Annotated in this window: 24 protein-coding genes; 10 read left to right on the forward strand and 14 right to left on the reverse strand. The window is 66.7% G+C overall.

Annotated elements, in window-relative coordinates; translation table 11 throughout:
* Positions 1–127: 127 nt before the first annotated feature.
* The 5 genes from ETR14_RS12785 to ETR14_RS12805 form a co-directional block, all read right to left on the reverse strand.
* Entirely contained in the window at positions 128–1,201 is a 1,074-nt protein-coding gene (locus tag ETR14_RS12785) for a sigma factor (RefSeq protein WP_129385068.1), read from the reverse strand.
* A 435-nt stretch (positions 1,202–1,636) separates the two neighbouring features.
* Positions 1,637–2,614, reverse strand: coding sequence for a peptidoglycan-binding protein (locus ETR14_RS12790; protein WP_129385070.1), 978 nt, complete (start codon positions 2,612–2,614; stop codon positions 1,637–1,639).
* Positions 2,611–3,048: a hypothetical protein gene (locus ETR14_RS12795; protein WP_129385071.1), complete on the reverse strand. Its 438-nt coding sequence runs from the start codon at positions 3,046–3,048 to the stop codon at positions 2,611–2,613. Before ETR14_RS12795 ends, ETR14_RS12790 begins: the two co-directional genes overlap by 4 nt.
* Entirely contained in the window at positions 3,045–4,376 is a 1,332-nt protein-coding gene (gene fliI, locus ETR14_RS12800) for a flagellar protein export ATPase FliI (protein WP_129385073.1), read from the reverse strand. Before fliI ends, ETR14_RS12795 begins: the two co-directional genes overlap by 4 nt.
* Positions 4,377–4,381: 5 nt before the next feature.
* Entirely contained in the window at positions 4,382–4,780 is a 399-nt protein-coding gene (locus ETR14_RS12805) for a flagellar biosynthesis repressor FlbT (protein WP_129385075.1), read from the reverse strand.
* A 165-nt stretch (positions 4,781–4,945) separates the two neighbouring features.
* On the opposite strand from ETR14_RS12805, the gene ETR14_RS12810 reads away from it, so the two are divergent.
* From ETR14_RS12810 to ETR14_RS12820, 3 genes are all read left to right on the forward strand, one after another.
* Positions 4,946–6,265, forward strand: a complete 1,320-nt coding sequence (locus tag ETR14_RS12810) for a flagellar hook protein FlgE (RefSeq protein WP_129385077.1) — start codon at positions 4,946–4,948, stop codon at positions 6,263–6,265.
* A 66-nt stretch (positions 6,266–6,331) separates the two neighbouring features.
* On the forward strand, positions 6,332–8,419 hold the full coding sequence (locus tag ETR14_RS12815) for a flagellar basal body rod C-terminal domain-containing protein (RefSeq protein WP_129385079.1): 2,088 nt from the start codon (positions 6,332–6,334) through the stop codon (positions 8,417–8,419).
* 11 nt (positions 8,420–8,430) lie between these two features.
* The gene (locus ETR14_RS12820) at positions 8,431–9,339 is read left to right on the forward strand and encodes a flagellin (RefSeq protein WP_129385081.1); all 909 of its coding nucleotides are present in this window, start codon (positions 8,431–8,433) and stop codon (positions 9,337–9,339) included.
* A gap of 157 nt (positions 9,340–9,496) precedes the next feature.
* On the opposite strand, the gene ETR14_RS12825 is transcribed toward ETR14_RS12820, so the two are convergent.
* Positions 9,497–11,305: a hypothetical protein gene (locus tag ETR14_RS12825; RefSeq protein WP_129385083.1), complete on the reverse strand. Its 1,809-nt coding sequence runs from the start codon at positions 11,303–11,305 to the stop codon at positions 9,497–9,499.
* Positions 11,302–11,571: a hypothetical protein gene (locus tag ETR14_RS12830; protein ID WP_129385085.1), complete on the reverse strand. Its 270-nt coding sequence runs from the start codon at positions 11,569–11,571 to the stop codon at positions 11,302–11,304. Before ETR14_RS12830 ends, ETR14_RS12825 begins: the two co-directional genes overlap by 4 nt.
* A 117-nt stretch (positions 11,572–11,688) precedes the next feature.
* Here ETR14_RS12830 and ETR14_RS12835 point away from each other — a divergent pair, with 117 nt between their 5' ends.
* Entirely contained in the window at positions 11,689–12,105 is a 417-nt protein-coding gene (locus tag ETR14_RS12835; protein WP_129385087.1) for a flagellar basal body-associated FliL family protein, read from the forward strand.
* A 136-nt stretch (positions 12,106–12,241) separates the two neighbouring features.
* On the opposite strand, the gene ETR14_RS12840 is transcribed toward ETR14_RS12835, so the two are convergent.
* The 4 genes from ETR14_RS12840 to fliL form a co-directional block, all read right to left on the reverse strand.
* Positions 12,242–12,784 (reverse strand): MotE family protein, encoded by a 543-nt coding sequence (locus tag ETR14_RS12840; RefSeq protein WP_129385089.1) that lies wholly within the window; start codon positions 12,782–12,784, stop codon positions 12,242–12,244.
* Positions 12,784–13,323 carry a DUF6468 domain-containing protein gene (locus ETR14_RS28815; RefSeq protein WP_206186035.1) on the reverse strand — a complete coding sequence of 180 codons (540 nt, stop codon included), beginning with the start codon at positions 13,321–13,323 and terminating at the stop codon, positions 12,784–12,786. The genes ETR14_RS12840 and ETR14_RS28815 overlap by 1 nt, the downstream gene beginning before the upstream one ends.
* Positions 13,320–14,360 (reverse strand): flagellar motor switch protein FliM, encoded by a 1,041-nt coding sequence (gene fliM / locus ETR14_RS12850; protein WP_243455915.1) that lies wholly within the window; start codon positions 14,358–14,360, stop codon positions 13,320–13,322. Before fliM ends, ETR14_RS28815 begins: the two co-directional genes overlap by 4 nt.
* A 353-nt stretch (positions 14,361–14,713) precedes the next feature.
* Positions 14,714–15,220 (reverse strand): flagellar basal body-associated protein FliL, encoded by a 507-nt coding sequence (gene fliL / locus ETR14_RS12855; RefSeq protein ID WP_243455888.1) that lies wholly within the window; start codon positions 15,218–15,220, stop codon positions 14,714–14,716.
* 134 nt (positions 15,221–15,354) lie between these two features.
* Here fliL and ETR14_RS12860 point away from each other — a divergent pair, with 134 nt between their 5' ends.
* From ETR14_RS12860 to ETR14_RS12885, 6 genes are all read left to right on the forward strand, one after another.
* Positions 15,355–16,098, forward strand: a complete 744-nt coding sequence (locus ETR14_RS12860; protein WP_129385093.1) for a flagellar hook-basal body complex protein — start codon at positions 15,355–15,357, stop codon at positions 16,096–16,098.
* A gap of 37 nt (positions 16,099–16,135) precedes the next feature.
* Positions 16,136–16,921 carry a flagellar basal-body rod protein FlgG gene (gene flgG, locus ETR14_RS12865; RefSeq protein ID WP_129385095.1) on the forward strand — a complete coding sequence of 262 codons (786 nt, stop codon included), beginning with the start codon at positions 16,136–16,138 and terminating at the stop codon, positions 16,919–16,921.
* Positions 16,918–17,385, forward strand: a complete 468-nt coding sequence (flgA, locus tag ETR14_RS12870; protein ID WP_243455889.1) for a flagellar basal body P-ring formation chaperone FlgA — start codon at positions 16,918–16,920, stop codon at positions 17,383–17,385. The genes flgG and flgA overlap by 4 nt, the downstream gene beginning before the upstream one ends.
* A 17-nt stretch (positions 17,386–17,402) precedes the next feature.
* Positions 17,403–18,167, forward strand: a complete 765-nt coding sequence (flgH, locus tag ETR14_RS12875; protein ID WP_129385097.1) for a flagellar basal body L-ring protein FlgH — start codon at positions 17,403–17,405, stop codon at positions 18,165–18,167.
* A 287-nt stretch (positions 18,168–18,454) separates the two neighbouring features.
* Positions 18,455–19,318: a flagellin gene (locus ETR14_RS12880; protein WP_129385099.1), complete on the forward strand. Its 864-nt coding sequence runs from the start codon at positions 18,455–18,457 to the stop codon at positions 19,316–19,318.
* A 308-nt stretch (positions 19,319–19,626) separates the two neighbouring features.
* The gene (locus tag ETR14_RS12885) at positions 19,627–20,037 is read left to right on the forward strand and encodes a hypothetical protein (RefSeq protein WP_129385101.1); all 411 of its coding nucleotides are present in this window, start codon (positions 19,627–19,629) and stop codon (positions 20,035–20,037) included.
* Positions 20,038–20,881: 844 nt separating this feature from the next.
* On the opposite strand, the gene ETR14_RS12890 is transcribed toward ETR14_RS12885, so the two are convergent.
* The 3 genes from ETR14_RS12890 to flhA form a co-directional block, all read right to left on the reverse strand.
* Positions 20,882–21,553, reverse strand: coding sequence for a flagellar hook assembly protein FlgD (locus tag ETR14_RS12890; protein WP_129385103.1), 672 nt, complete (start codon positions 21,551–21,553; stop codon positions 20,882–20,884).
* 11 nt (positions 21,554–21,564) lie between these two features.
* Positions 21,565–23,253: a flagellar hook-length control protein FliK gene (locus tag ETR14_RS12895; RefSeq protein WP_165356426.1), complete on the reverse strand. Its 1,689-nt coding sequence runs from the start codon at positions 23,251–23,253 to the stop codon at positions 21,565–21,567.
* A gap of 67 nt (positions 23,254–23,320) precedes the next feature.
* The gene (flhA, locus tag ETR14_RS12900) at positions 23,321–25,402 is read right to left on the reverse strand and encodes a flagellar biosynthesis protein FlhA (RefSeq protein ID WP_129385107.1); all 2,082 of its coding nucleotides are present in this window, start codon (positions 25,400–25,402) and stop codon (positions 23,321–23,323) included.
* Positions 25,403–25,441 lie beyond the last annotated feature (39 nt).

Raw genomic sequence — 25,441 nt, forward strand, 5'->3', positions numbered from 1 at the left:
GATGCCCCCGCCTGAGGCCATTATAGGATCGAATGGGAGCCGCGGCGTGCTCGGACCACGGATCGTGCCGCAGCCGAACCAATGTCACCCCCTTTGCGAGGCTCGGGTGACCGGCCGTACGCTGCGATCAGGCAGCCTTGCGGGCGATCTCGCTGGGGAGGCCGAGCGACACCGGCTGCTCCTGCTCTACCGCGGCCTCTTGGCCGATCGCGACAAGGCTGGTCAGGCGGTTGTGCGGCGAGCTCGGATCGGGAAGCAGCGCGGGCAGCGCTTCGATGATCGCCGAGGGAGCCTCTGCGGTCGGGGCAGACGCCGTACGCGGCCGGGCGCCGGTCGCGGCAGCCACCTTGTAATCGGCCATCACCTGGAACTTCGCGCTGCTGGCGACGAGCTCGCCCATGGTCTTGGCCGCCCGCTTGGTGATCTGGCGGACTCGTTCCTTGGTGAGGCCGGTGTCGAGACCGAGCGCATCGAGCGTGCCCGTGTCGAACACCCGGCGCTCGACGATCTCGCGGTTGCGGGTGAGCTTCTCTTCGAGCTTGGCGAGCTCGACCGGATCCACTTCCCGGAAGCGCGGCCGGCGGGACGGGATCTGGTCGTTGATGTCGCCCGGCTGATTGGCGATCGCCTTCTTGGCGCGCGGCCGCTTCTTGAGCTGCTCGATGCCGACGGCACGAAGATGCTCGATATATTCGTCGATCAGCGCGCCGGTCGCATTCTGGGCGAGATAGTCGGACGCGGCGGCTTCGGTGGCGTCGAGCGCGTCTTCGTCCTCGATGGTCGCTTCGAACGCCATGTCCTCGCCGTCCTGGCTGCGGCCGAGATCCTGAAGGGAGACGGTGAGCGCCTCGACCTTCTTCGCGGAGGAACGCTGGTCGGTCATCAGGCGGAAGCGCAGGCTCTGCATCTCGCCGCGGATCTGCCAATTGACGAATGTGGTGAACTGCGCCTTTTCGGGGTCATAGGCTTCGATCGCCCGGTGGACGGCGATGGCTGCCGCCTGCTCGGCATCTTCCCAATGGGCAACGAGGCCATACTGGCGGATGAAATGCCGGATCCGGGGTGCGATCAGCTTGAGGATCGAGGCGAAGGCACGATCGGTGTTGAGGCGCTGGCGGGCAGTCTGCTTCGCGCCTTCGGCGGCGCGGTTCGCGATGACGTCGGCAACCAAGGCTTCCAGCGCGATGGTGGTCTTGGACATTGGTAACTCCCCCCGGAGCGGAACGCACCCTGCGCTCCCCGGCTCCGTCTACGAGCCCTGAAATGCAGGAGGAGAGTTAACCTTCTTGGTAATCCTATATGCGGGGTTGTACGTAAGCGGCCCCGGGGGATCTCAGGGGTTCTCGAAAAAACCGCCTGTCTGCAGGGCGTTGGCAGCTTCGGGGGGAGCCCGACGGCGAACGCTCAGTACTAATGCTTATCTTATAGGATGGGCTGCAGGGCCTGACCCGGTTGCCGATTCCTTTTTTCTGACGGGGTTCAGCGAACGCGAATCGCAGATCCGGATTCACATGGCTGCAAGAGAGCCGCCCGTCTGACGAGCGCGGAGATGCGGTCCGCGAAGATGGTCGCACGGCTGGTGTCGTCCGGGCCTCAAGCGCCCAATACCTGGCGATCTCGTCCGCAGCCGAAAGACTCAGGCCTGGAAACGTTCCGGGCGGATGTGGCGCTCGACGAAACCGAGCAGCCATTGTCGATGGGCCGTGGTGGCGTTGCCGGCCTGGGCGAGGCGTGCGTTCGCGCTTGCCGCGCCGACCTGAGCGCGCAGCAAGGTTGCGGCGCGGCCATTGTCGAGTCCCCCCTTGAGGAACTTGACCGCGTCGCCGGCGCCGAGATGATGGCCGAGATAGGCGGCCTGCGCCACCTTCGCGACACCGCCGCCGATGTCGACGCCCGCCTTGCGCAGACGGTCGAGATTGCCCTTGGCATAATCGGCAATGGCATGGATCGAGGTCTCGCCGTCGTAGCGGAGCGCAAGCAGCTCGGCCTGGGCACCCTTTTCGACCCTGCCGGACTCGTTCAGCCAGCCGCGATTCTTCGCCACCTGATTGAGCCAGGTACCGCTGCGTTGCGCTTCCCCGACCCAGGTGCCGGCGAGAAATTGTCCAAGCCCGGCTGCACTCGATCGGGGGTTGCGCGAGTAGAGCTTCCAGCTGCCGTCCCGTCCCTTCGCCGCCTCGGCATCGACGATCGCCGCCAGCGCCGCAGTAGGAATGCCCGTGCGCGCGGCTGCGCGCTCCAGGCTTCCCTGGTGCTGCGCGTTGGGGCCGAGCCCGCCGGCGCGACCGACCTCCTGGGGTTCGGCCTCGGTGGCCGGAGCGGCCGTAGGCTCGGTGTTGGGCAAGGTGAGGCCCTCGAGCCGGCCGAGCCCCGGAGAGGCGGTCGCCACCGGCTGGCGCGGGGCGGCTGCCGGTTGCTGCGTCAGCACGGCAAGCAGCGACTCCAGATTCGGCCCGCCTCCGCTTGGCGCCAGTTCGCCAGACGCTTCCGGCGTGCCGCCGTCCCCCAGTGCCGCCCGCCAGAGGCGGCTCGAGAGATCGTTGCGGGCCTGGGTGTAGATCAGATCCGCCTTCTGCTCGGGGCGGAGCCGCTCGATCTCGATCCGGCCGATCATGGGCGGCGCTCCCGCGCGGCCGTGCGACGCGCGCGCAGCAGCGCCGCGTTGGAAATGTCGTCGATCATCGCCTGCTCGGCGGTCGCGGCGGCGAGCGCGGCGGAGGCCCGATAGCCGTCGGCGGCGGTTTCCATCGCCTTCATCGAGCCGTAAACGTCGGTCGCTTCATCCCGCAGCCGGTCGAGGCGGGCGGCGGACGCGGAGCGGTCCTGCTCCAGACGCTCGCGCAGCATGCGCATGCGGCTGACGTAAGCGAAGCTGGACATCATCGGATCGCTGCCGGCCAGCTGCACTTCTGCGGTGGCGGTGGCGAGCGCGGCCTGCTTGGCCTGCTCGAGGGCGACCAGCTGGCTCGTCTCCGCGCCGATCGCCATTCCCACGCGGTCGATCTCGCGCTGCTGGATGCGAAGTGCGGTGTCGAACGGAGTCTTCATGCGTCACCCTGCGGTTCGGGAGCGAGGAGCGCCTCGAGTGCTGCGAAGCTCTCGTCGGCATGGCCCTGATCGGATTTGCCCTGTTTGAGCAGAGTCTCGATCGCGGGGGCGAGGCGGATGGCCCGGTCGACTTCGTCGCGGGTTCCTTCCTTATAGGCGCCAAGCCGGATCATTTCTTCCATGTCGCCATACGTAGAAAGCGCCGTCTTGGCCGCATTGCGAAGCACGTTCTGCTCGGGCGTGTGGGCGGCCGGCAGGGTTCGCGAGACGGATTTGAGCACGTCGATCGCGGGGTAGCGGCCGCGATCGGCGATCCGGCGGCTCATCACGACGTGCCCGTCGAGAATGCCGCGCACGGCGTCCGCAACCGGCTCGTTATGATCGTCGCCGTCGACGAGCACCGTGAACAGGCCGGTGATGCTGCCTTCGCCGGGCCGTCCGGGGCCGGCGCGTTCGAGCAGGCGGGGCAACTCGGCGAAAACGGTGGGCGTATAGCCCTTGGTCGCCGGCGGCTCGCCGCTCGCGAGGCCGATCTCGCGCTGCGCCATCGCGAAGCGGGTTACGGAGTCCATCAGGCAGAGGACGCGAAGCCCCTGGGCGCGGAAATGCTCGGCGACGGCAAGCGTCGTCCAGGCCGCCTGGCGGCGCATCAGCGCGGGTTCGTCCGATGTGGCGACGACGACGACGCTGCGAGCAAGGCCGTCCTCGCCGAGATCGTCTTCGACGAATTCCTGAACCTCACGGCCACGTTCGCCGATCAGGCCGATGACCGCGACGTCGCACTCCGTCCAGCGGGCGAGCATCGACAGCAACACTGATTTGCCGACGCCGGAGCCGGCGAAAAGGCCGAGGCGCTGGCCGACGCAGAGCGGCGCGAAGATGTCGAGCGCGCGAACGCCGGTTTCGATCTTGGCACCTACCCGGGTCCGGGCTGCGGCCGGCGGCGGCGCCGCCTTGATCGGGCGCGGCACTTCGCCGCGCGGAAGAACGCCTTTGCCATCCACCGGACGACCCAGCCCGTCGACCATGCGGCCGAGCCAGGCTTCGCAGGGACGAAGCGAGAAGCGTCCCGCCATCAAATCGGCACGCGAGCCGGACGTGATCCCCTGGGGGTCGCTGAACGGCAGGCAATGCGCGATGCCGCGATCGAGCCCGGTAACTTCCGCCTCGAGCGGCTGTTCGGTGCCCTGGATCCTGATCCGCGCACCGATCTGTGCCGCTCCTGAGAGGCCTTCGACTTCGATCAGGGCGCCGCGCACCGCGACGACCCGGCCGAACCGAAGATCGGGCGAGAGTTCGCGGATTGCGGAAGCGGCGGCGGCAAGCATCGGATTCAGGCCGCTTCGGCGATGCCGAGGAGCTGGGCTTCGTAATTCATCAGCCAGCGGCAATCGGCCAGTGCCGTATAGAATTGCTGGCAGGCGACCTTCTGGGCGAAGCTGACGCAGGTGGCCTGGGCTTCGGGCGCCTTGAGCGCCGCGAGCAGTTCGCGGACCAGATCGATGATATTGTCCTGATGGACGGTGCGGTCGCCACCATCGATATAGGCCATCATGCACGCGAAATAGAGCCGGCGGGCGGGCGTGTTCGCCTCTTCCGGGGCCATCACGTCGCGGCCGCGAAGCACGCTTGCGCCATTTTCCAGACGCAGATCGGTGCGTCCTACGGAGCGCAGCACTGCACCGTTCACGATAACTTTTTCACCGTCGCGCAGGGAAATACGAAGCGACATCGTCTCGATCCTTCAGCCGTTTGACTGGATTATAGGACCGTTGCCGAGGCTTGACGCGGAACTAGGCAATTTTTGCCCATTGTTGGTTCGCCCCGAACCTCATCCTACAATGATCGGGAACGATGGGCGCAGAACGCCGGCCGACTTATTTTCAGGAGATTTACGTTGAGCCTCTATTCCGCGCTTTATGCCGGCGTTTCGGGCCTTTCCGCGCAGTCCAGCGCGATGGCCGGTGTCGCTGACAACATCACCAACATCAACACGGTCGGCTACAAAGCCGTACAGACCGAATTCCGCACCCTCGTCACCGACGGCAATGCCAAGAGCAGCTACGCCGCCGGCGGCGTCACTGCCGCGCCGCAGTCGCTGATCTCGAAGCAGGGCATGCTGCAATCCTCGTCGAGCGACACCGACATCGCCATCGACGGCGCCGGCTTCTTCGTCGTGCGTTCCGACAACAGCCCGGGCAGCGAAGTCAGCTTCACCCGCGCCGGCTCGTTCAAGCCGGATCCCGAAGGCTTCCTGCGCAACACCAGCGGCCTGATGCTGCAGGGCTGGCGCCTGGACACCCAGGGCAATTACGTGGACACCGGCAGCCTCGACACGCTCGAGCCGGTGCGTCTCAGCGACCTGACCGGCACCGCGATGCCGACCTCGAAGCTGGAAATCCGTGCCAACCTGCAGTCGACCACCCCGGTTCACGCTGCCGTCACCGGCGGCACCTACGCTGCTGGCCAGATTGCCAACGGCACCGTTACGCCGCAATTCACGCGTTCGATCGACGTCTATGACGCGCAGGGCACCGCCCACCGCGTGACCGTCGGCTTCATCAAGTCCGATGCCAACAAGTGGCAGGCCGAAGTCTATGGTGCCCCGACCGACGTGACCAACGGCATCGGTACCCCGGCGATCCCGGGTCTGATCGCCGCCGGCCAAGTCGAGTTCAACGGCGACGGCAGCCTGAAGTCGCTTCCGGCGAGCTTCGACAAGCTCACCCTGGGCTGGCAGAACAAGGCCGACCCGCTCACCATCGACTTCAATCTCGGCGATGCGAATGCGCTCAACGGCCTCACCCAGTTCGGCAGCGAATCGGCGCTGATCTCGTCGATCGTCGATGGCGGCATGCTCGGCAATCTCGCCTCGATCGAAGTCTCGAAGACCGGCCGCGTCAGCGCCGTGTTCGACGACGGCACCACCCGCGAGGTGTTCCAGCTGCCGATCGCCACCTTCGCCAACCCGGACGGCCTCACCCGCATGTCGGGCAACGCCTTCCAGATGTCGGCCAATTCCGGCAATTACGCGATCAACAAGGCGGGCGCCCTCGGTGCCGGCCAGATCGCAAGCAGCTCGCTCGAGGCGTCCAATGCCGATCTCGCCGGCGAGTTCACCAACATGATCCGCTTTCAGCGCGCCTACAGCGCGTCGTCGAAGATCATCACGACCGTCGACGACATGCTCCAGGAAGTGTCGAACCTGAAGCGCTAAGCGGCCATCGGCCCGGCCGATCCCGGCCGGGCCCTCACTATCCTGAAGTTCGAAGGAAAGATCGGCGTGTCCCTCAACGAGATCCTCGGATCGGCAATATCCGGCCTCAATGCGTCCCAATCGGGGCTGCGTTCCGTGTCGAACAACATCGCCAACGTGGGCACTGCCGGCTATGCGCGCGAGCGCGTCGGCCTGACCACGGCCGTGACCAACGGCCGTGTCAACGGCGTGATCGTCGGCGAGCCGGAGCGCGTCGCCGATCGCTTCCTCGAACTCAGTGTCTACAAGCGCTCCGGCGACATGGGTCAGTCGGAGGTCACCGCATCCTATATGGATCGCCTCCAGGCGTTTCTCGGTGAGCCGGGGTCCGAATCCGGGCTGCCGGCGCGGCTCGATGCCATTTCCGCCTCGGCCGTGCGGCTGACCAGCGGCCAGGCCGCCAATCAGAATGTCGCCGCCTTCGTCGGCGATGTCGAGGATGCGATCACCTCCATCCGTCGCCTCGACGGTGACGTTTCGAGCCTGCGAACGGACGTGGAATCCGAAGTCGGCTACACGGTCGAACGCACCAACGGCCTGCTGTCGCGCGTTTACGAACTCAACAACGAAGTCGCCCGCCTGCAGGGCCTGGGCAAGAGCCCGGCCGGCGCGATCGACCAGCGGGTCGCTGCTCTCGAGGAGCTGAGCACCCTCGTCAAGGTCAGCGTTCGCGATCAGCCGGACGGCCGAGTCATCCTCGAAACGCCGCAGGGCGCAACCCTGCTCGACCGCCGGCTTCGTCAGCTCGATTATTCCTCGGCCGGAACCGGGGTCGCCCAGCCCGTCTACCCATCGATCGGGATCCGTTTCGCCGAGTCCAACGGTACGCTCGGCGCCGCGACCGGCGACAAGATCGATAGCGCGGCGATCGGCGGCAAGCTTGGCGGCCTCATCGATCTGCGCGATCGGGCTCTGCCCCAGTTCGCCGACAAGCTCGGGCAATTGTTCGGCGGTCTGGCCCAGACGCTCAACGCCGCGGCCAATGCCGGCACCGCCGTGCCGCCGCCGGCGCGGCTCGACGGCCGCCCAACCGGCGTCGTCGGCACCGACCGCCTCGGCTTCACCGGCGCGGCCACCTTCGCCGTGACCAAGTCGAACGGCGACTTGGTCGCCAAGACCACGATCGACTTCTCGGGCATGGCCACCGTCGACGACGCGGTTGCCGCGATCAATGCCGGGCTCGGTGGCGCCGGAACGGCGACCTTCGCCGACGGCAAGCTCGTCATCGCCGCGAGTGCCTCCGGCAACGGCGTCGCGCTCGCGCAGGACGAGGCTAATCCGAGCAGCCGCGCCGGCGTCGGCTTCTCGCAATATTTCGGTCTCAACGATCTCATCCGCAGCAAGGACAGCCCGCTTGTGCCGTCCGGCTTCGTCGGCACGGACCCGCACGGTTTCGCGCCGGGGCAGACCACCGACATCGTGCTGCGCGATGCTTCGGGCCGGTCGCTGACCAAGTTCACGCTGTCGCCGGCGGGAACGACGTTCAACGATCTCGTCGGTCAGCTGAACGCCAGTCCGCTTGCCGATTACGGAGATTTCGCGCTCGACAGCAAGGGCCGGATCCAGTTCCAGCCGGATGCAGCGGTATCCGGCGCGTCGCTGACCATCGTCTCGGATTCGACCGATCGTCTCGGCACCGGCCAGTCCTTCTCCGCTTTGTCCGCGCTCACCGGCGCCTCGATGGGCCTTGGCACCGGCCAGGTCCGTCCCGACATCGGGATGAACGCCGCTTTGATGCCGCTGGCCCGGCTGCAGACCAATGTCGCAGTCGGCGAGCGCGCGCTTGGGCAGAGCGATCTGCGCGGCGGAACCGGCTTCGTCGAGGAGCTCGCGAAGCTCGTCGATTTCGGCTCCGGCGGCGTCGCCACGCTCGAGCGCTTCTCGGGGCTGCTTCTTGGCGGCGCGGGAACCGAAGCCGCGCAGGCGACCGAGGCGTTCGAAGATGCATCGGCGCGCCGCGACGATGCGGTCAACCGCCGCGACGGCTTTTCCGGCGTCAGCATCGATGAGGAACTCGCCCAGATGGTGGTGCTCCAGAACAGCTATTCCGCGGCGGCGCGGGTGATCTCCACCGCCACCGAAATGTACGACACACTCATCAACATGGTCCGCTGAGAGAGGCTTTCATGAACCGCGTCGCCACCATCCCAATGCAGCGTAACCTGTCCACGGCCATCCAGAAGAGCCAGCAGCAGCTCGCTGAAACCCAGCTCCAGCTCGCCAGCGGCAAGAAAGCGCGCGATTATGCGGCGCTGGGTACGCAGACCGTGCGCCAGATCTCGGCCCGCAGCCTGCTCTCGCGGCAGGAGGCGCAAAGCACCGTCGCCAACACGGTCGGCACGACCCTCAGCCTCTACGATGCCAACATCACGGCCATCGACAGCTCGGTCAGCGATCTCCAGAAATCTATCCTGACGGCGGTCGGCACTGGTCAGTCCGTCGGCCTGCAGGAAGCGATCGAGCAGACGTTCCAGCAGTTTCGCGCGTCGCTCAACGCGTCGGAAGGCGGTCTGCCGCTCTTTGCCGGCTCCCAGACCGACTCCCTGCCGTTCAAGCCGGCCAAACTGGCGGACACGGTCGGGATGGCGGCGTCCGACGCTTTCTCGAACGACGGCGTACGCGCGTCGGCGCACGTCGCCGACGGCGTCGACGTCGAATATGGTGCCGGCGCCGACGAAGTCGGAACCAAGCTGTTCCTTGCCTTCCAGAAGCTCGCCGCGGCCGGAGACATCGGCGAGAAGCCGACCGATGCCCAGAACACGGCGCTCAACGAGGCGCTGAGCATGCTCGGCGACGGTCTCGTCAACGTTCGCAACATCAATGCGGAGAACGGCCGCAAGCAGCAGCAGATCGAGACGCTCGGCACCCGCGCCGACGATCGCGCGGTGCTGCTCAAGGACCTGATCAAGAAGAACGAGGACGCCGATCTTGCCCAGGTTGCGATAGACCTCAACATTCAGCAGACGACGCTCAAGGCGAGTTTCTCGGTCTTCTCGCAGCTCTCGACGCTGTCGCTGACCGACTATCTGCGCTGATCCCGACGGCTCCGCGAAACTTATGAAGGGCCGGGTGCGCTAAGCGCCCGGCCCTTTTTCGTGCGCATGTTCGGCCCGGATGCGGGGCGCAAACGAAATGGGCCGCGCGGCAAGCAATGCCGCGCGGCCCTTGGACTGCATTCGGACGCGAGCGGGCTCAGCTGTTCCTGCGGACTTCGAGCAGGTCGGCGATGTCGCCGGCCGGGCTTGCCGTCGGGATTGCCGCCATTGCCTTGCCGAGGCGCTCCGGATCGACCGAGGCCGGATCGCTGGTCAGCGCGTCGAACGCGGCCGCGGTCGGCAGCGTCGCGAAGGCGCCTGCATAACGTGCACGAAGCGCGGCAATCTCCGGCTCGCGATGTGTCATCGCCAGCGCCACGGCATGGCGAAGGATCGTCGCCTGACCGACCTCGCTGAGCTTGCCGGCGGGCGGCAGAGCCGGGGCGGCCTCGGCGGCGAAGGCAGCCCAGGCACGCGCCTTCCAGAGGATCTCGGCGCGAAGGCCTGCGCCGTCCGGCACCTCCTGCAGCACCGCCAGCGCTTCCGAGGTCTTGCCGAGCTGGGTCAGGGCGACCGCCTCGACGCGGTGGCGCTCGGCCCGCATCTCGGGCGTATAGACGATGTTCGCCGTGTCGCGGATCACCTTCAATGCCATGTCCGGGCGCCCGGCGAGGATGTGGAGGCGGCCGACCTTTGCAGATAGCGGCCCCTTGGCGAGATCCTGGGCGCGGACATAGAGCTGATGTTCCAGCAGTTCGGCGGCCTTGGCGTACAAGCCGGCGCTCTGCAGGCGATCGGCAAAGTGGTTGACGAGGAGGTCTCCCTCCGCCCCAAGCGGCGCAAGATCGCGGAAATCCCAGTACAGGCCGAGTGCCTGATCGAGCGGCATCCGGTTCGCTGCATCGAGCACGCTTGCGAGCTGTTTCTGGAGCGCGGCCGCAAGCGGCGGCCCTTCGGCACCAAGCTCGAAATAGTTGAACAGGGTCGAACCCGCCGAGAGCGCTCCGCGCGTGTCGCCGGAGTCGGTCGCGAGACGGTAGCTGAGTTCGAGCGCGCGGCGCTCGATCGGCCCGCCGCGCCAGCCGTAGCGGATGCGGTTGAGCTTCTCGATCGCAGCATTGGGCGCGATGTCCTTGCGGGCGACGCTGTCTTCGATCCCGGCAAGCTCGGCGTCGAGGCGTTGTTCCTCGGTGCCGCTCTTGGCCACCCGGCGAAGCTGGATGCGCGCTTCTCCAGGCTTCCCGAGTGCGTAGAAGGCGCGGCCGCGCAGCAGATCGCCGGCCGGGTCGCCGGAGCGGATCTGGCGCAGGGTCGACATGGCGAGATCGGCGCGACCGGTTTCGAGCGCCGCCTCCGCGGTGGCGAGGACGAAGCGATTGCGCTGTTCCGCCGGGCGCGCGTTGAGCGCCGGCAGGGCGCAGTTCAGCTGACCCAGCGCCTGCTCGCCGAAACCGGCCTCGGCGAGGACCAGCAGCCGCCAGGCGCAGGCCTCGGCGTTGTTGGCGAGAGCGGGGCCGATCAGCGCTTCCAGCGCCTGCTGCGGGCGCCGCATCTGCGCAAAAGCGGCGCCCTTTGCGAGGCGGAAGGTGTCGACCAGAGCGAGATCGGGATCGTCCGATTCCATGACTTCGAGCACGCCGGCAGCCTCGCTGCCGAGTTCCTGCCCGATCAGGCTGGTCGCGTAGCGCCAGCGTGTCCGCTGGCGGTTCTCGGCATCGGCGCGGGCGAGCGCCTTCCAGGCTTCCTCGTGGCCGATCACCGTCCAGGCTTCGTTGCCCTTCGGCAGGGGGCGCTCGGCAAGCTCGGTCGCGAAGCCCGGCAGGCGGCCCTCGGGGCGCTGTTGCGGCTGGGGCGCGGCGGCCGCGAACAGGCTGTTGCCCTCGGCTCCGGGGTTCGTCTCGGCGGCGGAGAGCGCCGCCGCCGACACAGCGGCCGCCGCGGCTGCGAGCAGCAATTGTGCCTTCATCGGGCAAGCCCCGGCAGGATGAACATGGTGAAGCCGACCGCGCCCGCGGCGCAGGCGATCAGGAACAGAAAGATCGGGACCAGCGAAAGCCCGCTCTTGGCATCGGCCGCAGCGGCGCCGCCGGCAAGCCCGGTGCCGCGATCGTCCATCGAACCGGCAATGGCGTTGGGGTCGAAATCGGTCGCCCGACGCAGCGGATGCGGCGGTGCACCGCCGTCGCGCTGACCGATGACTCTGACTTTTCCTGGCTTCTGGTCGCGGCTCATCCCAGCCCTCCGGGTAACGATTTGTTTCTATTATAGGATGAAAAGGGCGGCAGGCGGCCCGGTGCGCATCATGCGTTTGCTCGGGCTGTCCAGCGTTGAGTAACCAGGGGAAGTGAAGTGCCGCTCAAGCCGAAACGTCTCGCCCTCGCTGCGGGCCTGCTCGCCGTGGCAGCCGCCGGCGGGGCCGGCATGGCAACCGCGTCGGACGGCGATGCGCCGGTCGGCGCCGCCTTCGTGCCGCTGGACGAGGTCGTCGTGCCGATCATCGGCAGCAACCGTGTCGAAGGCACCCTGCGCGTCAGCATGGTGATCGAGGCCAAGGACGAGAGCGAGGCCGCCAAGGTCAGTGACCGGCTGCCGGAATTGCGCTCGGCCACCCTTGCTGCCGCCGTCGAATATTCGCGCCTCTACGCTTCGGCACTCGCGCCGGTGGACGCCGAGCGGCTGCGTGGTGACATGACCGCGGCACTGAAGCAGGCCAATCCCGCCGTTGGCCGGGTGCTGGTGACCGAAGTCTCCGCTTTTCCGGTCTGAATCGCGCGGGCGCAAAATCATCGTCGTGCATGCCGGTCAGGATTTCTTAACCCTGATCCGACGGCGCTCGCCTCGATCGCGAAGATCGAACTTCGCAGGACAAAAAAAGGGGGCGCTCCGCGGAGCGCCCCCTTTCTTATTTGCGGGCGGCGGTGGCGGTGGGCGCGGGCACCGGCCGCGCCGCGGGGCGCGGCGGGTGGGCCGACTTGCCGGCCATCGCCATGCTCAGCCGTGCGGCGGCATCCGCGCTCATCGCCCCGAGGATCGAGGCGGTGGCGCGATCGCGCATCCGCTTCGCCACCTGCACCTGAACGTCGAGCTCGAGCTGCTCGAACACGCGCGCGGCCTTCGCCGGCTTCATCGTCTGATAAATGCGGGCAAGGCCGTCATAGGGCCCTTCCTCTTCCGTCTCCTTGCCGGTTCCAGGCTTGGGCGCAGTCTGACGGGCCTGCATGTCGGCCTTCAGGCGCTCTTCGGCGGCGCGGGCCGCCTGCTCGCGCAGGTCGAGCGCCCGGTTGCGCCCGGCCGCAGCGCGATCGCGCTCCGTGACGGATTCCTTGATCGAAACACCCATGCGGGTCTCGGGGGCGGCCGGCGCCGACACCGCCGCACCGTTGGCGACGATGGCGATGCCGGCGACACCGGCGAGCAGCGGCAGCAAAGGAATACGCTTGGCCATCACGCCGCCTCGGCCACGGCGGCAGCAACCGCGGCAGCCATCAGCGGCGCGGCACTTTCCGCCTCACCAGCGATACCGGCTTCGGCAGCCGACTTGCCGGCTGGGCGGCGCGGGGCACGCTTCGCCGGTTCGGTCTTGGCGCGTTCCGGCTTGGCAGGAATCTTCGGCCGCGCCGGCTTGGTGTCGCTCTCGGCCGTGATCTCGGCATCGGCCTGCGGGGCCTTGGGAGCGGCCTCGACGGTCTGAACGATGCGCTCGGCGACCGCGTTTGCGATGCCGACCATCATCACCAGTTCCTCGCGCATCTCCTCGCCCTTGGCGACGGTTCGGGCATTGGCGGCGCCTTCGGTGCGCAGCGTCTCCTTGAGATCGCCGAGCACGTGGCGGGCCTGCCCTGTCGCCTTGTCGAGCGCTTCGACGACCTCCTTGAGGCCGCCCTTCTTCATCGTCTCGAAGCTGCGCATCATGCGGACGCTCTGCACGAGCACCGCGCCGCAGAGCAGGATGAGAACGATGTTGGTCAAGGTGGCGAACGTCATTTCGGGAGCCCCTTCGAAATATCATTGAGGATGCGCACGGCGATGCTGTTGTTGCGCTGGCCGATATGGGCGCGGCCGAGCGGAACGCCGCCGCAATGGACCTCCAGCGGATCGTCCGGACCGCTGGCGAGCGCGAGGGTCTGGCCGACTTCGAGGTTCATCACGTCGCGCAGGGCAAGCACCTGTTCGCCGAGCACGACATCCACGGAGACTTCGGTCTGACGGATTTCGGAGGCCATGTGATCCTCCCACATCCGGTCGCGGCCGAGCTTTTCGCCCATGAAGCGCTGGAGCAACTTGTCGCGGACCGGCTCCATCGTCGCATAGGGGAGCAGCAGGCTGAACTTGCCGCCGCGGCCTTCCATGTCGACGCGGAAGGTCGCGACCGCGCAGATGTTGGTCGGACCGGCGATCGCCGCGAAGCGCGGGCTCGTCTCGATGCGCTCGAGATCGATCGTCACCGGCGTGATCGGCTCGAACGCCGCGCCGAAATCCTGCAGCGCCAGGACCAGCATCTTCGAAACCAAGTTGGTCTCGATGGTGGTGAAGCCGCGCCCTTCGATGCGGATCGTGTCGTTGCCGCGGCGCCCGCCGAGCAGAGCATCGACGACCGCGTAGATGAGGGAGGATTCGACGGTCATCACGCCGTAATTTTCCCACTCGCGAACGTTGAACACGCCGATCATGGCGGGCAGCGCGACGCGGCTCATGAAGTCGCCGAAGCGCACCGACGTGATGTCTTCCAGGCTGACGTCGATCGCGTCGGAGGTGAGATTGCGCATGCTGGTGGCGAACACCCGGATCATGCGCTCGCAGACCACTTCGAGCATCGGCAGACGCTCGTGGTTGATCACCTTCGATTCGATAACGGCACGAAGGCCGCTCTTCTTCGGCGCCGACATCGCGCTGTCGAAGCCGAACAGGGCGTCGATGTCCGCCTGATCGAACGGGCTGTCGGAATCCAGCGATGCGATCGGCGGCTCCGGCAGATCGAAGTCGTCGAAATCGTCGGACGGCCCGGCGCCGGGCAGCGGAATTTCCTCGAACGCAGCGCTGCGGGCTGCTCCGGGGAGCGGGATTTCCTCGAAGTCCGAGCTCGAGCGCTCGCCCGGCAGGGGGATCTCTTCGAACGCGGCGGTCGGTTGATCGCCGGGCAGGGGGATCTCTTCGAACGCGGCGGTCGGCTCGTCGCCGGGCAACGGGATCTCTTCGAAATCCGCGGCCGGTTCGTCGCCGGGCAGCGGGATCTCTTCGAAATCCGCCGCCGGCCCCGCAGCGACCGCGACGTCGTCGATGAACTCGGGCTCGGCCGCGCCGCGGGCGAAGTCGAGCGCGTCCTCGATCGCGGCTTCGTCCGTCGCCGGATCGGCGTTGATGTCCTGCGCTTCGCTCATTGCTGGATGAGATCCTGGATGAGAACGTCGGTGACGATGCCGGGTCCGGCGACGCGTGCGGCGCGGGACAGCATTTCTTCCTTCAAGCGGAAGACCGCGGCGGAACCGGCAAGGTCTTCCGGGCGCAGCTCGCGCAGGAACGGCTGGAACCCGTCGAGAATGAGCGGCAGCTTCTCGGTCACCTTTTCCTCATTCTCCGGATTGCCCGCGACGAGGATGAAGCGGAGCTTCAGGAAGCGTGGCTTGCCGTCGCCGCTGCGCAGGTTCACCGTCATCGGCGGAACTTCGACATAGGCGCCGGCTTCTGCCGGTTCGTGGGAAGCCTCGGCACTTTCGTGACCGCCTTCGCCGCCCATCAGCCAGGCCGCGGCGCCGCCTCCGCCCGCAAGCACGACGAGAGCGGCCGCGGCAATCACCACGAGCTTCTTCTTGTGCTTCTTGGGGGGCTCGACCTTTTCCAAAGAAACGGTCTCGTCCGCTTCGTCCTTGAGTGCTTCTGACACTGTTCGTCCTTCTGGCTGTCGGAAAAAGAGTGCGCGCGGCGCCGCTCTTCGTCCCTTCCCCGCTATTATAGGATGGGTGGGCGGCAAAGTTTGCCTACCGACGCTTTTGCCGAAGATTTTTGAAAAGGTGCCGAATGGACGTTTCAGCCTATGTCCTGCTCAGCCATGAACAGGCGCTCCGCCGCAGGCTCGATGTCGCCGCCAATAATATGGCCAACACCAGCACGATCGGCTTCAAGCGCGAGCAGCCGCTGTTCCACGAATATGTCGAGAAGGCGGACGAGGCTCAGGTCAAGGACGCCAAGAACACGTCGTTCGTACTCGATTACGGCGCCGTTCACGACGCGTCGCAGGGCGCCTTCCAGGCGACCGGCAATCCGCTCGACGTGATGATCGACGGCCCCGGCTATTTCTCGGTCGAAACCCCGGAAGGCGGCGTCGCCTATACGCGTGCCGGCATGCTCAAGGTGGCGGAGAGCGGCGATCTCGTGACGTCCGGCGGCCAGCGGGTGCTCGGCGACAACGGCCAGCCGATCAACATTCCCGAAGAGCAGCGCCGCGCGCTCGCGATTACCGCCGACGGCACCATCGTCGGCCCGGGTGGAGCGGCCGGCCGGATCGGGATCACGATGTTCGACGACGAACGCGGAGTGGATCCGCGCGGCGACGGCATGATGAACGGACAGGGCGGGCGCTTGCTGACCGCGGCCGAGACCAGGCTGAAGGTGGGCGGCGTCGAAGGTTCGAACGTGCAGCCGATCGTCGAAACCACGGCGATGGTCGAGATCCTGCGCTCCTATCAGAGCAGCATGAAAATGTCCGAAAGCCTTAACGAATTGCGAAAAACCGCGATCAATCGGCTCGGACGGACCAACTGATCCTATAAGTCTCTAAAGCCCACAGAAAGGCACGTCCATGCGATCGCTTTCCATCGCCGGCACCGGCATGCTCGCGCAGCAGACCAACGTCGACGTCATCTCGAACAACATCGCCAACATGAACACCACCGCCTTCAAGCGGCAGCGTGCGGAGTTCCAGGACCTTCTCTATCAGCAGGTCTCGCGTCCCGGCGCGGCCGCCGGCGGCGCCGACAACCGCGCACCGTCCGGCATCCAGATCGGCTCGGGCGTCAAGACAGGCGGCGTCTACCGCATCGCCGAGCAGGGTGCGATGACCCAGACATCGAACCGCTACGACGTTGCGATCGACGGTCAGGGCTATTTCCAGGTGACGATGCCGAACGGCGACATTTCCTATACCCGCGCCGGCTCGTTCCAGCTCTCCGATCAGGGTGAACTGGTCACCACCGACGGCTATCCGGTGGCGCCGGGCATCACCATTCCGCAGGGCGCGCTCGACGTCAGCATCTCGAAGACCGGCCAGGTGCAGGTCAAGATGCCGGGCCAGGCCGAGCTCCAGGATGTCGGACAGCTCGAGCTTGCCACCTTCGTCAACGAGGCGGGTCTTGAAGCGGTCGGCGGCAACATGTTCCTGCAGACCGCGGCATCGGGGCAGCCGACCGTCGCCGCCGCCGGCGAGCCGGGCTTCGGCACCGTCGTTCAGGGCTTCCTCGAGGCGTCGAACGTCAATCCGGTCTCCGAAATCACCGCTCTGATCACCGCCCAGCGCGCGTACGAGATGAACAGCCGCGTCGTGAAGACCGCGGACGAAATGCTCGCAACCTCGGCGCAGCTGCGGTGAGCCTGCGGCGCGCCTTCCTGCTCGCCGCCTTGCTCGGCGGCGCCGTTCCCGCGGCCGCGCAGACCGCGCCGGGCGCGGCGGCCCAGATCGAGGTGCCGGTACTGGTCCGTGACGTCGCCAAGGGCGAGCTGCTGTCCGCGTCCGACTTCGCGATCGAACCCCGTCCGGCGTCGCAGGCGCGCGGCGCGCTGGAGATCGAAAGTGCCGCCGGCAAGGAAGCGCTCCGCCAGTTGCGGGCCGGATCGATCGTCCGGTCGGGCGATCTGATCAAGCCCCAACTGGTTCGTCGCGGCGAGCCGGTGTCGATCACCGTTCGCAGCGGCGGCCTCACCATCACGGCGCAGGGCCGCGCGCTGTCGGGCGGTGCCAAGGGCGAACTGATCCGGGTCGTCAACACCACCACCAATCGCACGCTCGACGGCATCGTCGAGAAGACCGGCAGCGTTCGAATCGCCGCCAATTGACCGAAGCGGAGTTTCCCATGAAGAAGATTGCGTCCGCATTGACGATCGCTCTGCTGCTGTCCGGTTGCGGCTCGGTGGGCAGGCTCAAGGCCGTCGGCAAGGCCCCGAAGCTCAGCGCCGCCGAGGAAGTCTATGCCGGCGAGATCGAACCCTCGCTCGGCGAGATCGGGTCGGCCCGGCCGAACGGCACCCGTCAGCCCGGCCAGGGTCAGGCGCAGGTGAGCAGCGCTTCGCTGTTCCGCCCGGGCGGCGGCGCCCTGTTCCAGGATCAGCGCGCGGCGCGCCTCGGCGACATCGTCACCATCCGGATCAACATCCAGGACAAGGCGAGCGTCGACAATTCGACGACGCGAACGAGGACGAATGGCGAAACCGCCGGCCTCGGCGCGCTGCTCGGCCTGGAGAATCCGCTCAAGAAGATCCTGCCGGGCGACAACGACACGTCGAAGCTGGTCGATGCCAAATCGACCTCCAGCTCGAACGGCACCGGCAACACCACGCGCAGCGAGCAGATCAACATGACGATGGCGGCCATCGTCACCCAGGTACTGCCCAACGGCAATCTGATGGTCCGCGGCAAGCAGGAAGTGCGGGTCAATTTCGAGCTCCGCGAGCTCGTCATCACCGGCATCGTCCGGCCGCAGGATATCGCCCGCGACAATTCGATCCGGCACAGCCAGATCGCTGAAGCGCGCGTCATCTACGGCGGCCGCGGCCAGCTGACGGACGTGCAGCAGGCGCGCTGGGGGCAGCAGATCTACGATGCGCTGTTCCCATTCTAAGTAACGCCTGCTCCAAATAATAAGGCCGCGGAGACGCAAGTCTCCGCGGCCTTATTGCATTCTGTTGTGTTCTCTTAGAGCTACGGATTTCGGATCTGCGTTCTTCCTCAAGATCAACAAAAGAACACTAACGTGTTGTTAACCGTAAAAAAGTACCTCTCCGATTTGGGTGGCCCCGCTTTTCTTCCCAGAATGTAAGTGCGAGAGGGGGCAACTCTCTTCGTCGAGAACCGGCGCTTCCGGTTCAGGCCGCAGAACTCGGCCTTCATCCTAGAAGGGACACTATCATGGCATTTTCTGTGAACACCAACACCGGCGCGATGGCCGCTCTCCAGAGCCTCAACGCGACCAACAAGGGCCTCGACCAGGTTCAGAGCCGCATCAACACCGGCCTGAAGGTTGCGTCGACGAAGGACGATTCCGCTTCCTACACGATTGCCCAGACGCTTCGCGGCGACCAGGGCGGTCTGCAGGCTGTCAGCTCCTCGCTGTCGCGCGCCAAGAGCGTGACGGACGTTGCGGTTGCCGGCGCAGAATCGATCTCGGACATCGTCAACCAGATGAAGCAGAAGGCCAAGCAGGCTTCTGACGATGGTATCGACTCCGAGAGCCGCACTGCGATCAACAAGGACTTCGAAGCCCTTCGCGACCAGATCAAGACCATCGTCGACTCGTCCTCGTTCAACGGCACGAACCTTCTGAAGGCTTCGGGCGGCACCGTCACGGCGCTGCAGTCGCTGACCGACACCGACAGCAACTCCGGCACCTACACCCCGGATTCGCTCTCGGTTTCCAACCTCGAGCTCGACCTTGGCAAGTCCGGTGGCACGTTCGAGAAGCTGACCACCACCAGCAAGATCGACACGGCCGCGTCTGCGAAGACCATGGTCAACGATCTGGACTCGATCGCGAAGAACCTCAACGGCAAGCTCAGCACCCTCGGTGCCGCTTCGCGCAAGATCGACGCTCAGTCGGCCTTCACGAGCAAGCTTTCCGACGTGGTCGAGAGCGGCATCGGCAATCTCGTCGACGCCGATCTGGCGAAGGAATCGGCGCGTCTGCAGGCTCTGCAGGTCAAGCAGCAGCTTGGCGTTCAGGCTCTGTCGATCGCCAACCAGGCGCCGCAGTCCATCACTTCGCTGTTCCGTTAATCGGCACGAAGTGGCTCCTCGGGCTCCGGCCCGAGGTGCTGGCGGCAGAGGCCGGGGCGGGCAACCGCTCCGGCCTTTGTCGTTTGCAGGCGGCCAAACCCGATCGGCTGCGCGCCTGCCGGCCCTCGCGTGCGGCCCCTGGCCGGCGCCGGCGTGATGTCGGTCGCACCCTTTCGCCGGGCCGCCAGCGACCCGAGAACCGCTTCAAGGCGCGCAAGACTTCGTGCGCAGGTAGTGATCCTAAGCCTGCCGAACTCCCGCCAGGTCGCAATTTAGCGCCTATAATGAAGGGAGAGAGGAGTTTGATCGTGCCGTCCAGAATCCGGGAGCTTACCGATCCGTTCGGCCTCCGACTTCGCATCAGCGTAGAGCCGCACCCCAGGGGCGCAATGATCGCCCTGGAGCGCCACGACGCGCCGGGGCGTCCCCGCGTCCACCTCGACAGCTACGGCGGTGAATTGCTGTCGGGCTTCATCATGGCAGCACGGCTGGCCCTGCCGCACCCGCTGCCCGACGAACGCTGCGAGGGGGCCTTTCCTTCCGAGCTCAGCCTGACTCACGAGCCGAAAGTGTCGATCCGCATCCGCCAGCAATCGACCGGCATCAGCCTCGAGATCCCGGCGCCGTTCTGGGACAAGCTCTACGCCGAGCTCTGCCTCGTCATCCCCCACGCCCGGGAGTTCACCCGCAACACCTTCGCCAAGGCGCTCGTCCACTAATCCTGACGGGCGGCAGCGAATGATCGCGTGCCGCCACCGGCCGCGACGACGTTCTCGGCGCAAGGCTAACGTGTTCCCCTTAATTGCCGATCGACTTGGCGGCAGGCCATGGCATGGCCGCGCCGATCGGGCTCGCGGGCGCCGCTGAGGGGGATGGAATGACGTTTGCGGACCGCACATAGGTCGGCCCGGCTACCAGGTCACCTTGACGCTCACGGTGTCCGATATCGCCGCATTATAAGCGGCCGCGGCACAGCGCGGGCTTGCCGCTCCAGGCAGTGATCCTGCCGACGTCTACGAGGTCATCGGTCCCTGCGAGGATCTCTCGATCGCCGGCTGCATCGCGATGCTGACGGGCCCCGTCGCTGTACCCGGCTGCTTGCTGCAAGACCTCGAGATCGCCGCAATCTGACCCTTGATCGCGTCGGAAAGCGATCGCCCGGTGCAATTCCTGATCCACGAGCCGCCGACCGGCGCAAGCGAGCTGCGCTTCCGCGGGCTTGTCGCTCACGCGACGGCATGCGCCAGGGCGGGATACGGAAAACGGGGTGCCGCGTCGGGCGATCATGAGCTGTTCGGAGCTTCGGCGTAATCGCCTCGCGGCAGCGGCGTCTTCGAAAAGAGACCGGCCGGCTCGACCCTCCGGGGGAGGGGAGCGTTTCGCCTTTGAACCAAGGGCGAGAGCATGATTGGCGGATCAGATTGACTCGCCCTGATCCGAGCATGCGATCGGCGGCGAGGGCAAAGGTCGAGGCGCGCGGCGGGTATTGGGGGAGACCGCCGGCGCGCCTCTTCTTCATTATAGCAGGTGTTCCGACCCGCCGTGCGGGTTGGAGGCGCTATTTCAAGCTGCCGCGGAAACGGCGACCAGCTCGGTCAGCGCCATGCGGGCGCCGCCGATGCCGAGCGTGACATTGGTGCCGTCGGTGATTACGTCCTTGACGATACCGACCCCGTTGATGCCGACGTTGACGGCAGCGCCGGCGCTGTCCTTTGCGGTCACGGCCAGCTTGTAGGCGCCTTCCGGAGCGCGCGTTCCGTCGGCCAGCTTGCCGTCCCACGAGAAGCGGCTGGTCGAAGGATCGACGGTGGACTGATGAACGACCTTGCCGGCAGCGTCCGTGACGCTGACCGTCATCGAACCCGCGGTGCGCGCCGGCGCGAGCGTCCAGCTTGCAGCGCCGCTGGCGCCGAGGCCCGAAACGTTGGTGTCGAAGCGGGCTTCGCGGCCGATGAAGGCGGAGGCCTGCGCCATGTCCTGACCGGAGACGCGGCTGAGGATGTCCTTCAGCACGCCGGTCTGCTGCATCGACTGCTCGACCTGCGAGAACTGGACGAGCTGCTTGGTATATTCGGACGTATCCATCGGATCGAGCGGATCCTGGTTCTGCATCTGGACCGTCAGCATCTTCAGGAACATGTTGAAGTCGGCGCCGACGCCGTTCTTGCTCTGCGCCGCCTGATTGAGCAGCGTGTTGGTGTCGGCGGTGTTGGCCGTGGTGTTGACCGTGGTCATGGTGAAATCCTTCAGGCTATGACGTCGACCTGGCCGCTGCTGCGCAGCTGGCGGTAGGCAATGTTGTCGTGTTCGGTGTCGGCTGCGGCGTTTTCGAACCGGGCATCCTGGCGGCTCTGCTGGTGCGATCCATTGCCGCTGCCATTCTGGCCTCGCTGCGAACCGCCGTCGGTGCCGCCCCGGTCGAAGCGGAACGATTGGGAGTCGGAGCGGACCCCGGCATCGGCAAGCGAGCGGACGAGGTCGCCAGATTCGCGGCGAAGCAGGTCCAGCGCGGCCGGGCTGTCGGTCGCCAGGACGGCCCGGACGGTTCCGCTGTCGTCGAAGGAGACCCGGACGTCGATGCGGCCCATCTCCTGGGGATTGAGGCGTACCAGCATCTCTTCCTGGCCCGCCGAGAGACGGCGCGCGATCTCGACGCCCATGTCGCGGCCGAAGCGGCCGGGCTGCGCCGTCACGGTGCCAGGCTGTGGCTGCTGCGCAATTTGCTGGGCCGCGTAGACGAGCTGCGCATTGGCCGGACGGTTGGGTGACGGTGCCAAGGTTTGACCGAGCAGCGGGGTTGGAAGGCCATCCGTGTCCGGCATCGGCGCCGCATCGTCCGCGCTGAGCGCAAAGGTCGCGGTCTCCGCACGATCCGCCGTTCGGGCCGCGGCCGGCTCCGCATTCACGGACGGAGCCGGTGTGGATCCATCCGCCACGGCCGCGATGCTGCGCGACGGGCCGGCGGCAAGTGCCGCTTTCGCGTCGGCATTGTCGGCGATGCGCGCAGGCTGGACGATCTCCGCATTCGGTGTGGCCGCCGCGGCAGGCGAGGCGTCCTGCTGGGCAAAGCTGCTTTCGTCCGCAGCCTCCTGCTTCGGGGCGCGGTTGGTCAGGGGCAGGGAGGCAACGGCCGCGACGGCGTCCGGTTGTGCATCGACGCTCGTGCCCTCGATCGGCGCCGCCGCGGCGCCGGAGGCCGGCAGGGATGCGACGGCCTTGCCGCTCTTCTTGGGCGCAGCTTCGCCGACCGGCTCCCGCCTCGCGGCAATTGGCTGAACGGCCTGCTCGGCGACTGTCGAAGCCCCGGCAGCGGGTGCGGCGACTGGGGCCTGTGCCTGGGTTTGAGCCGAAGCGGCCGGTTCGATGTCGGCTGAAGGCGACACGAGTTGCGGGGCCTCAGCGTCGGTCGGCGCGGCAGGCCGAAGCTGCACTTGCGGCCCGGCCGTCGCGGCAGATTTCTCCGGCTGCGCCGCTAGGGGGGCGCTCGGCGCTTCGACCGTGGCCGGCTGCGGACGCGCTTCTGCGATCGCCGCCGGCGCTTCACCGGTGGCCGGCGACGGCTGTTGCGCAATCGGGGAAGCGATCGGCGACGCGGCAGCGAGCTCCGCTTCGGCCTGCAGGGCGGCCGGAACGGTCTGCGGCTGCGGCGTTGTCGGAGGCGCAGCCGCCTCGGCGGAGGAGGCGGGCTGCGCCTGGGTTTCTGGAACGGCCTGGAGGATCGGTGCCGGCGGCGCCGTGGCGGCAAGCGACGGCACGATCGGGCTGCCGACGTGCGGCTGGGCGGCGGGGGCGACGAGCGCCGTCGGAGGCGTTCCCGCGGTCGCCGCCTGTAGGCTCTGCGCGAACCCGTCCGCCGTGGTACCGGATGCCATGCCGCCGAGAGCTGCTGCAGCGGCCGATGGCGTCGTTGCGGTGGGCGTGGAAGCGATCATCATAAGGGCATCCTGTTCGGGCCCGTGCGGCCTCGTCTCATTGTAGAAAGAAAGAACGGATCCGTTGCGATCAGCCGACGATGCCGAGGCTGCGGATGCGCGAACGGGCGTGGATCTCATTCTGCGACAGCACCACCGTTGCCGGGCGGACACGCTCAATGATCGAGCGGACGAACGGGCGGATCATCGGATTGGTCAGCATGCACGGTATCTCGCCCTCGCCGGCGAGGCGGTCGTAGGTCTCGCGGACCGAGCCGATGAATGCATGAAGGCTGGAGGGTGCCATGGCCAGGTGGCGCTCGTCGCCCGAACCGATGATGCTCTCGGCGAATTCCTGATCCCAGCGCGGCGACAGGGTGATGATCGGGATCGCACCTTCGCGCGCCTGCTGCGCCGAGATCTGGCGGGCAAGGCGGCCGCGGACATGCTCGGTCATCTGGGTGAGGTTCGACGTCATCGCGCTCGCCTCGGCGATGCCTTCGAGAATGGTCGGAATATCGCGGATCGACACTCCTTCCGACAGCAGGTTCTGAAGGATGCGCTGCACGCCCGAGACGGAGATCTTCGACGGCACGATGTCGGACACCAATTTCTCCGACTCCTTGTGCACCTCGTTCAGCAGCTTCTGGGTTTCGGTGTAGGAGAGAAGATCGGAGATGTTGTCCTTGATCAGCTCGGTCAGGTGGGTCGCGATGATGGTGCCGCAATCGACGACGGTCACCCCGCGGAAGCCCGCCTCGTCGCGCAGATCGCGATCGATCCACAGTGCCGGCAGTTTGAACACGGGCTCCGTCGTCTCGTCGCCGGGCAGGCCGACATTGGCGCCGCCGGGCGTGATCACCAGCAATTTGTCGATGCGCAATTCGCCGCGCGCCGCCTCGGTCTCCTTGACGTAGACCACATATTCGTTGGGCTTCAGCCCCATATTGTCGAGGATTCGCACCGACGGCAGCACGAAGCCGTAATCGACGGCGAACTGGCGGCGCAGCGCGCGGACCTGATCGTCCAGGCGCGGATCGCTCTGGGTGTCGTTGATCAGCGGCAGCAGGCCGTAGCCGAGCTCGATGCGCAGCGCGTCGATGGCGAGGGTGCGGGAGATCGGCTCCTCCGGGTCGACCGTCTGCAACTCCTGGCTGGCGCGGACCAGCCGCTCCTGGGCTTCGCGCTGGGTGGCACGCTCGCTCATCTTCCAGGCCATGAAGCAGCTGAGGCCGCCCAGCGAGGCGAACGGGATGAACGGGAGGCCCGGCAGCAAGGCGAGCGCGATCATCAGGAAGCCGGCAAGGCCGAACACCTTGGGGAAGCGGCCGAGCTGATCGAACAGCGCCTCGCCGGTCTTGCCCGAGATGCCGCCCTTGGAGACGAGCAGACCGGCCGCGGTCGAGACGATAAGCGCCGGAATCTGGCTGACGAGTCCGTCGCCGACGGTGAGAATGGTATAGGTCTGGAACGCTTCGCCGAATGGAACGCCGTGAATGGCGACGCCGATGATGAGGCCGACGACGACGTTGATGCCGGTGATCAGCAGGCCGGCGACGGCGTCGCCCTTCACGAACTTGGACGCACCGTCCATCGCGCCGAAGAAGCCGCTTTCGGCCTCGATCTCGGTGCGGCGCTCGCGCGCCTGATCCTCGGTGATCGTGCCGGCGGACAGATCGGCGTCGATCGCCATCTGCTTGCCGGGCATGGCGTCCAGGCTGAAACGCGCGGCGACTTCGGCGATACGGCCGGCACCCTTGGTGATCACGACGAAGTTGATGACGATCAGGATCAGGAAGATGGTGATTCCGATCACCGTCTGTCCGCCGATCAGGAATTCGCCGAAGGCCGCGATGACACCGCCGGCGGCATCATGCCCTTCGTGGCCGTGGCTGAGGATCAAGCGGGTCGAGGCCAGATTGAGGCCCAGGCGCAGCATCGTCACGATCAGCAGGATCGTCGGGAAGGACGACAGCTGGAGCGGCTTCTCGATGAACAGGGCGGTCATCAGGATCATCACCGAGACGGTGATCGACAGCGACAGGCCGAAATCGAGCAGGAAGCTCGGCATCGGCAGGATCAGCATACCGATGATCGCCATCACGCCGAATGCGAGCGCGAGGTCGCGGCCGGATCCGAGGCGCTGCAATATGCCGTTCAACTGCGAGGGCATGTTTCGCTCCAGCTAAAGCATCGTCCGGCGGCGCAGGGA

Source organism: Sphingosinicella sp. BN140058 (assembly GCF_004135585.1).
In the GTDB taxonomy this organism is placed as follows: Bacteria; Pseudomonadota; Alphaproteobacteria; order Sphingomonadales; family Sphingomonadaceae; genus Allosphingosinicella.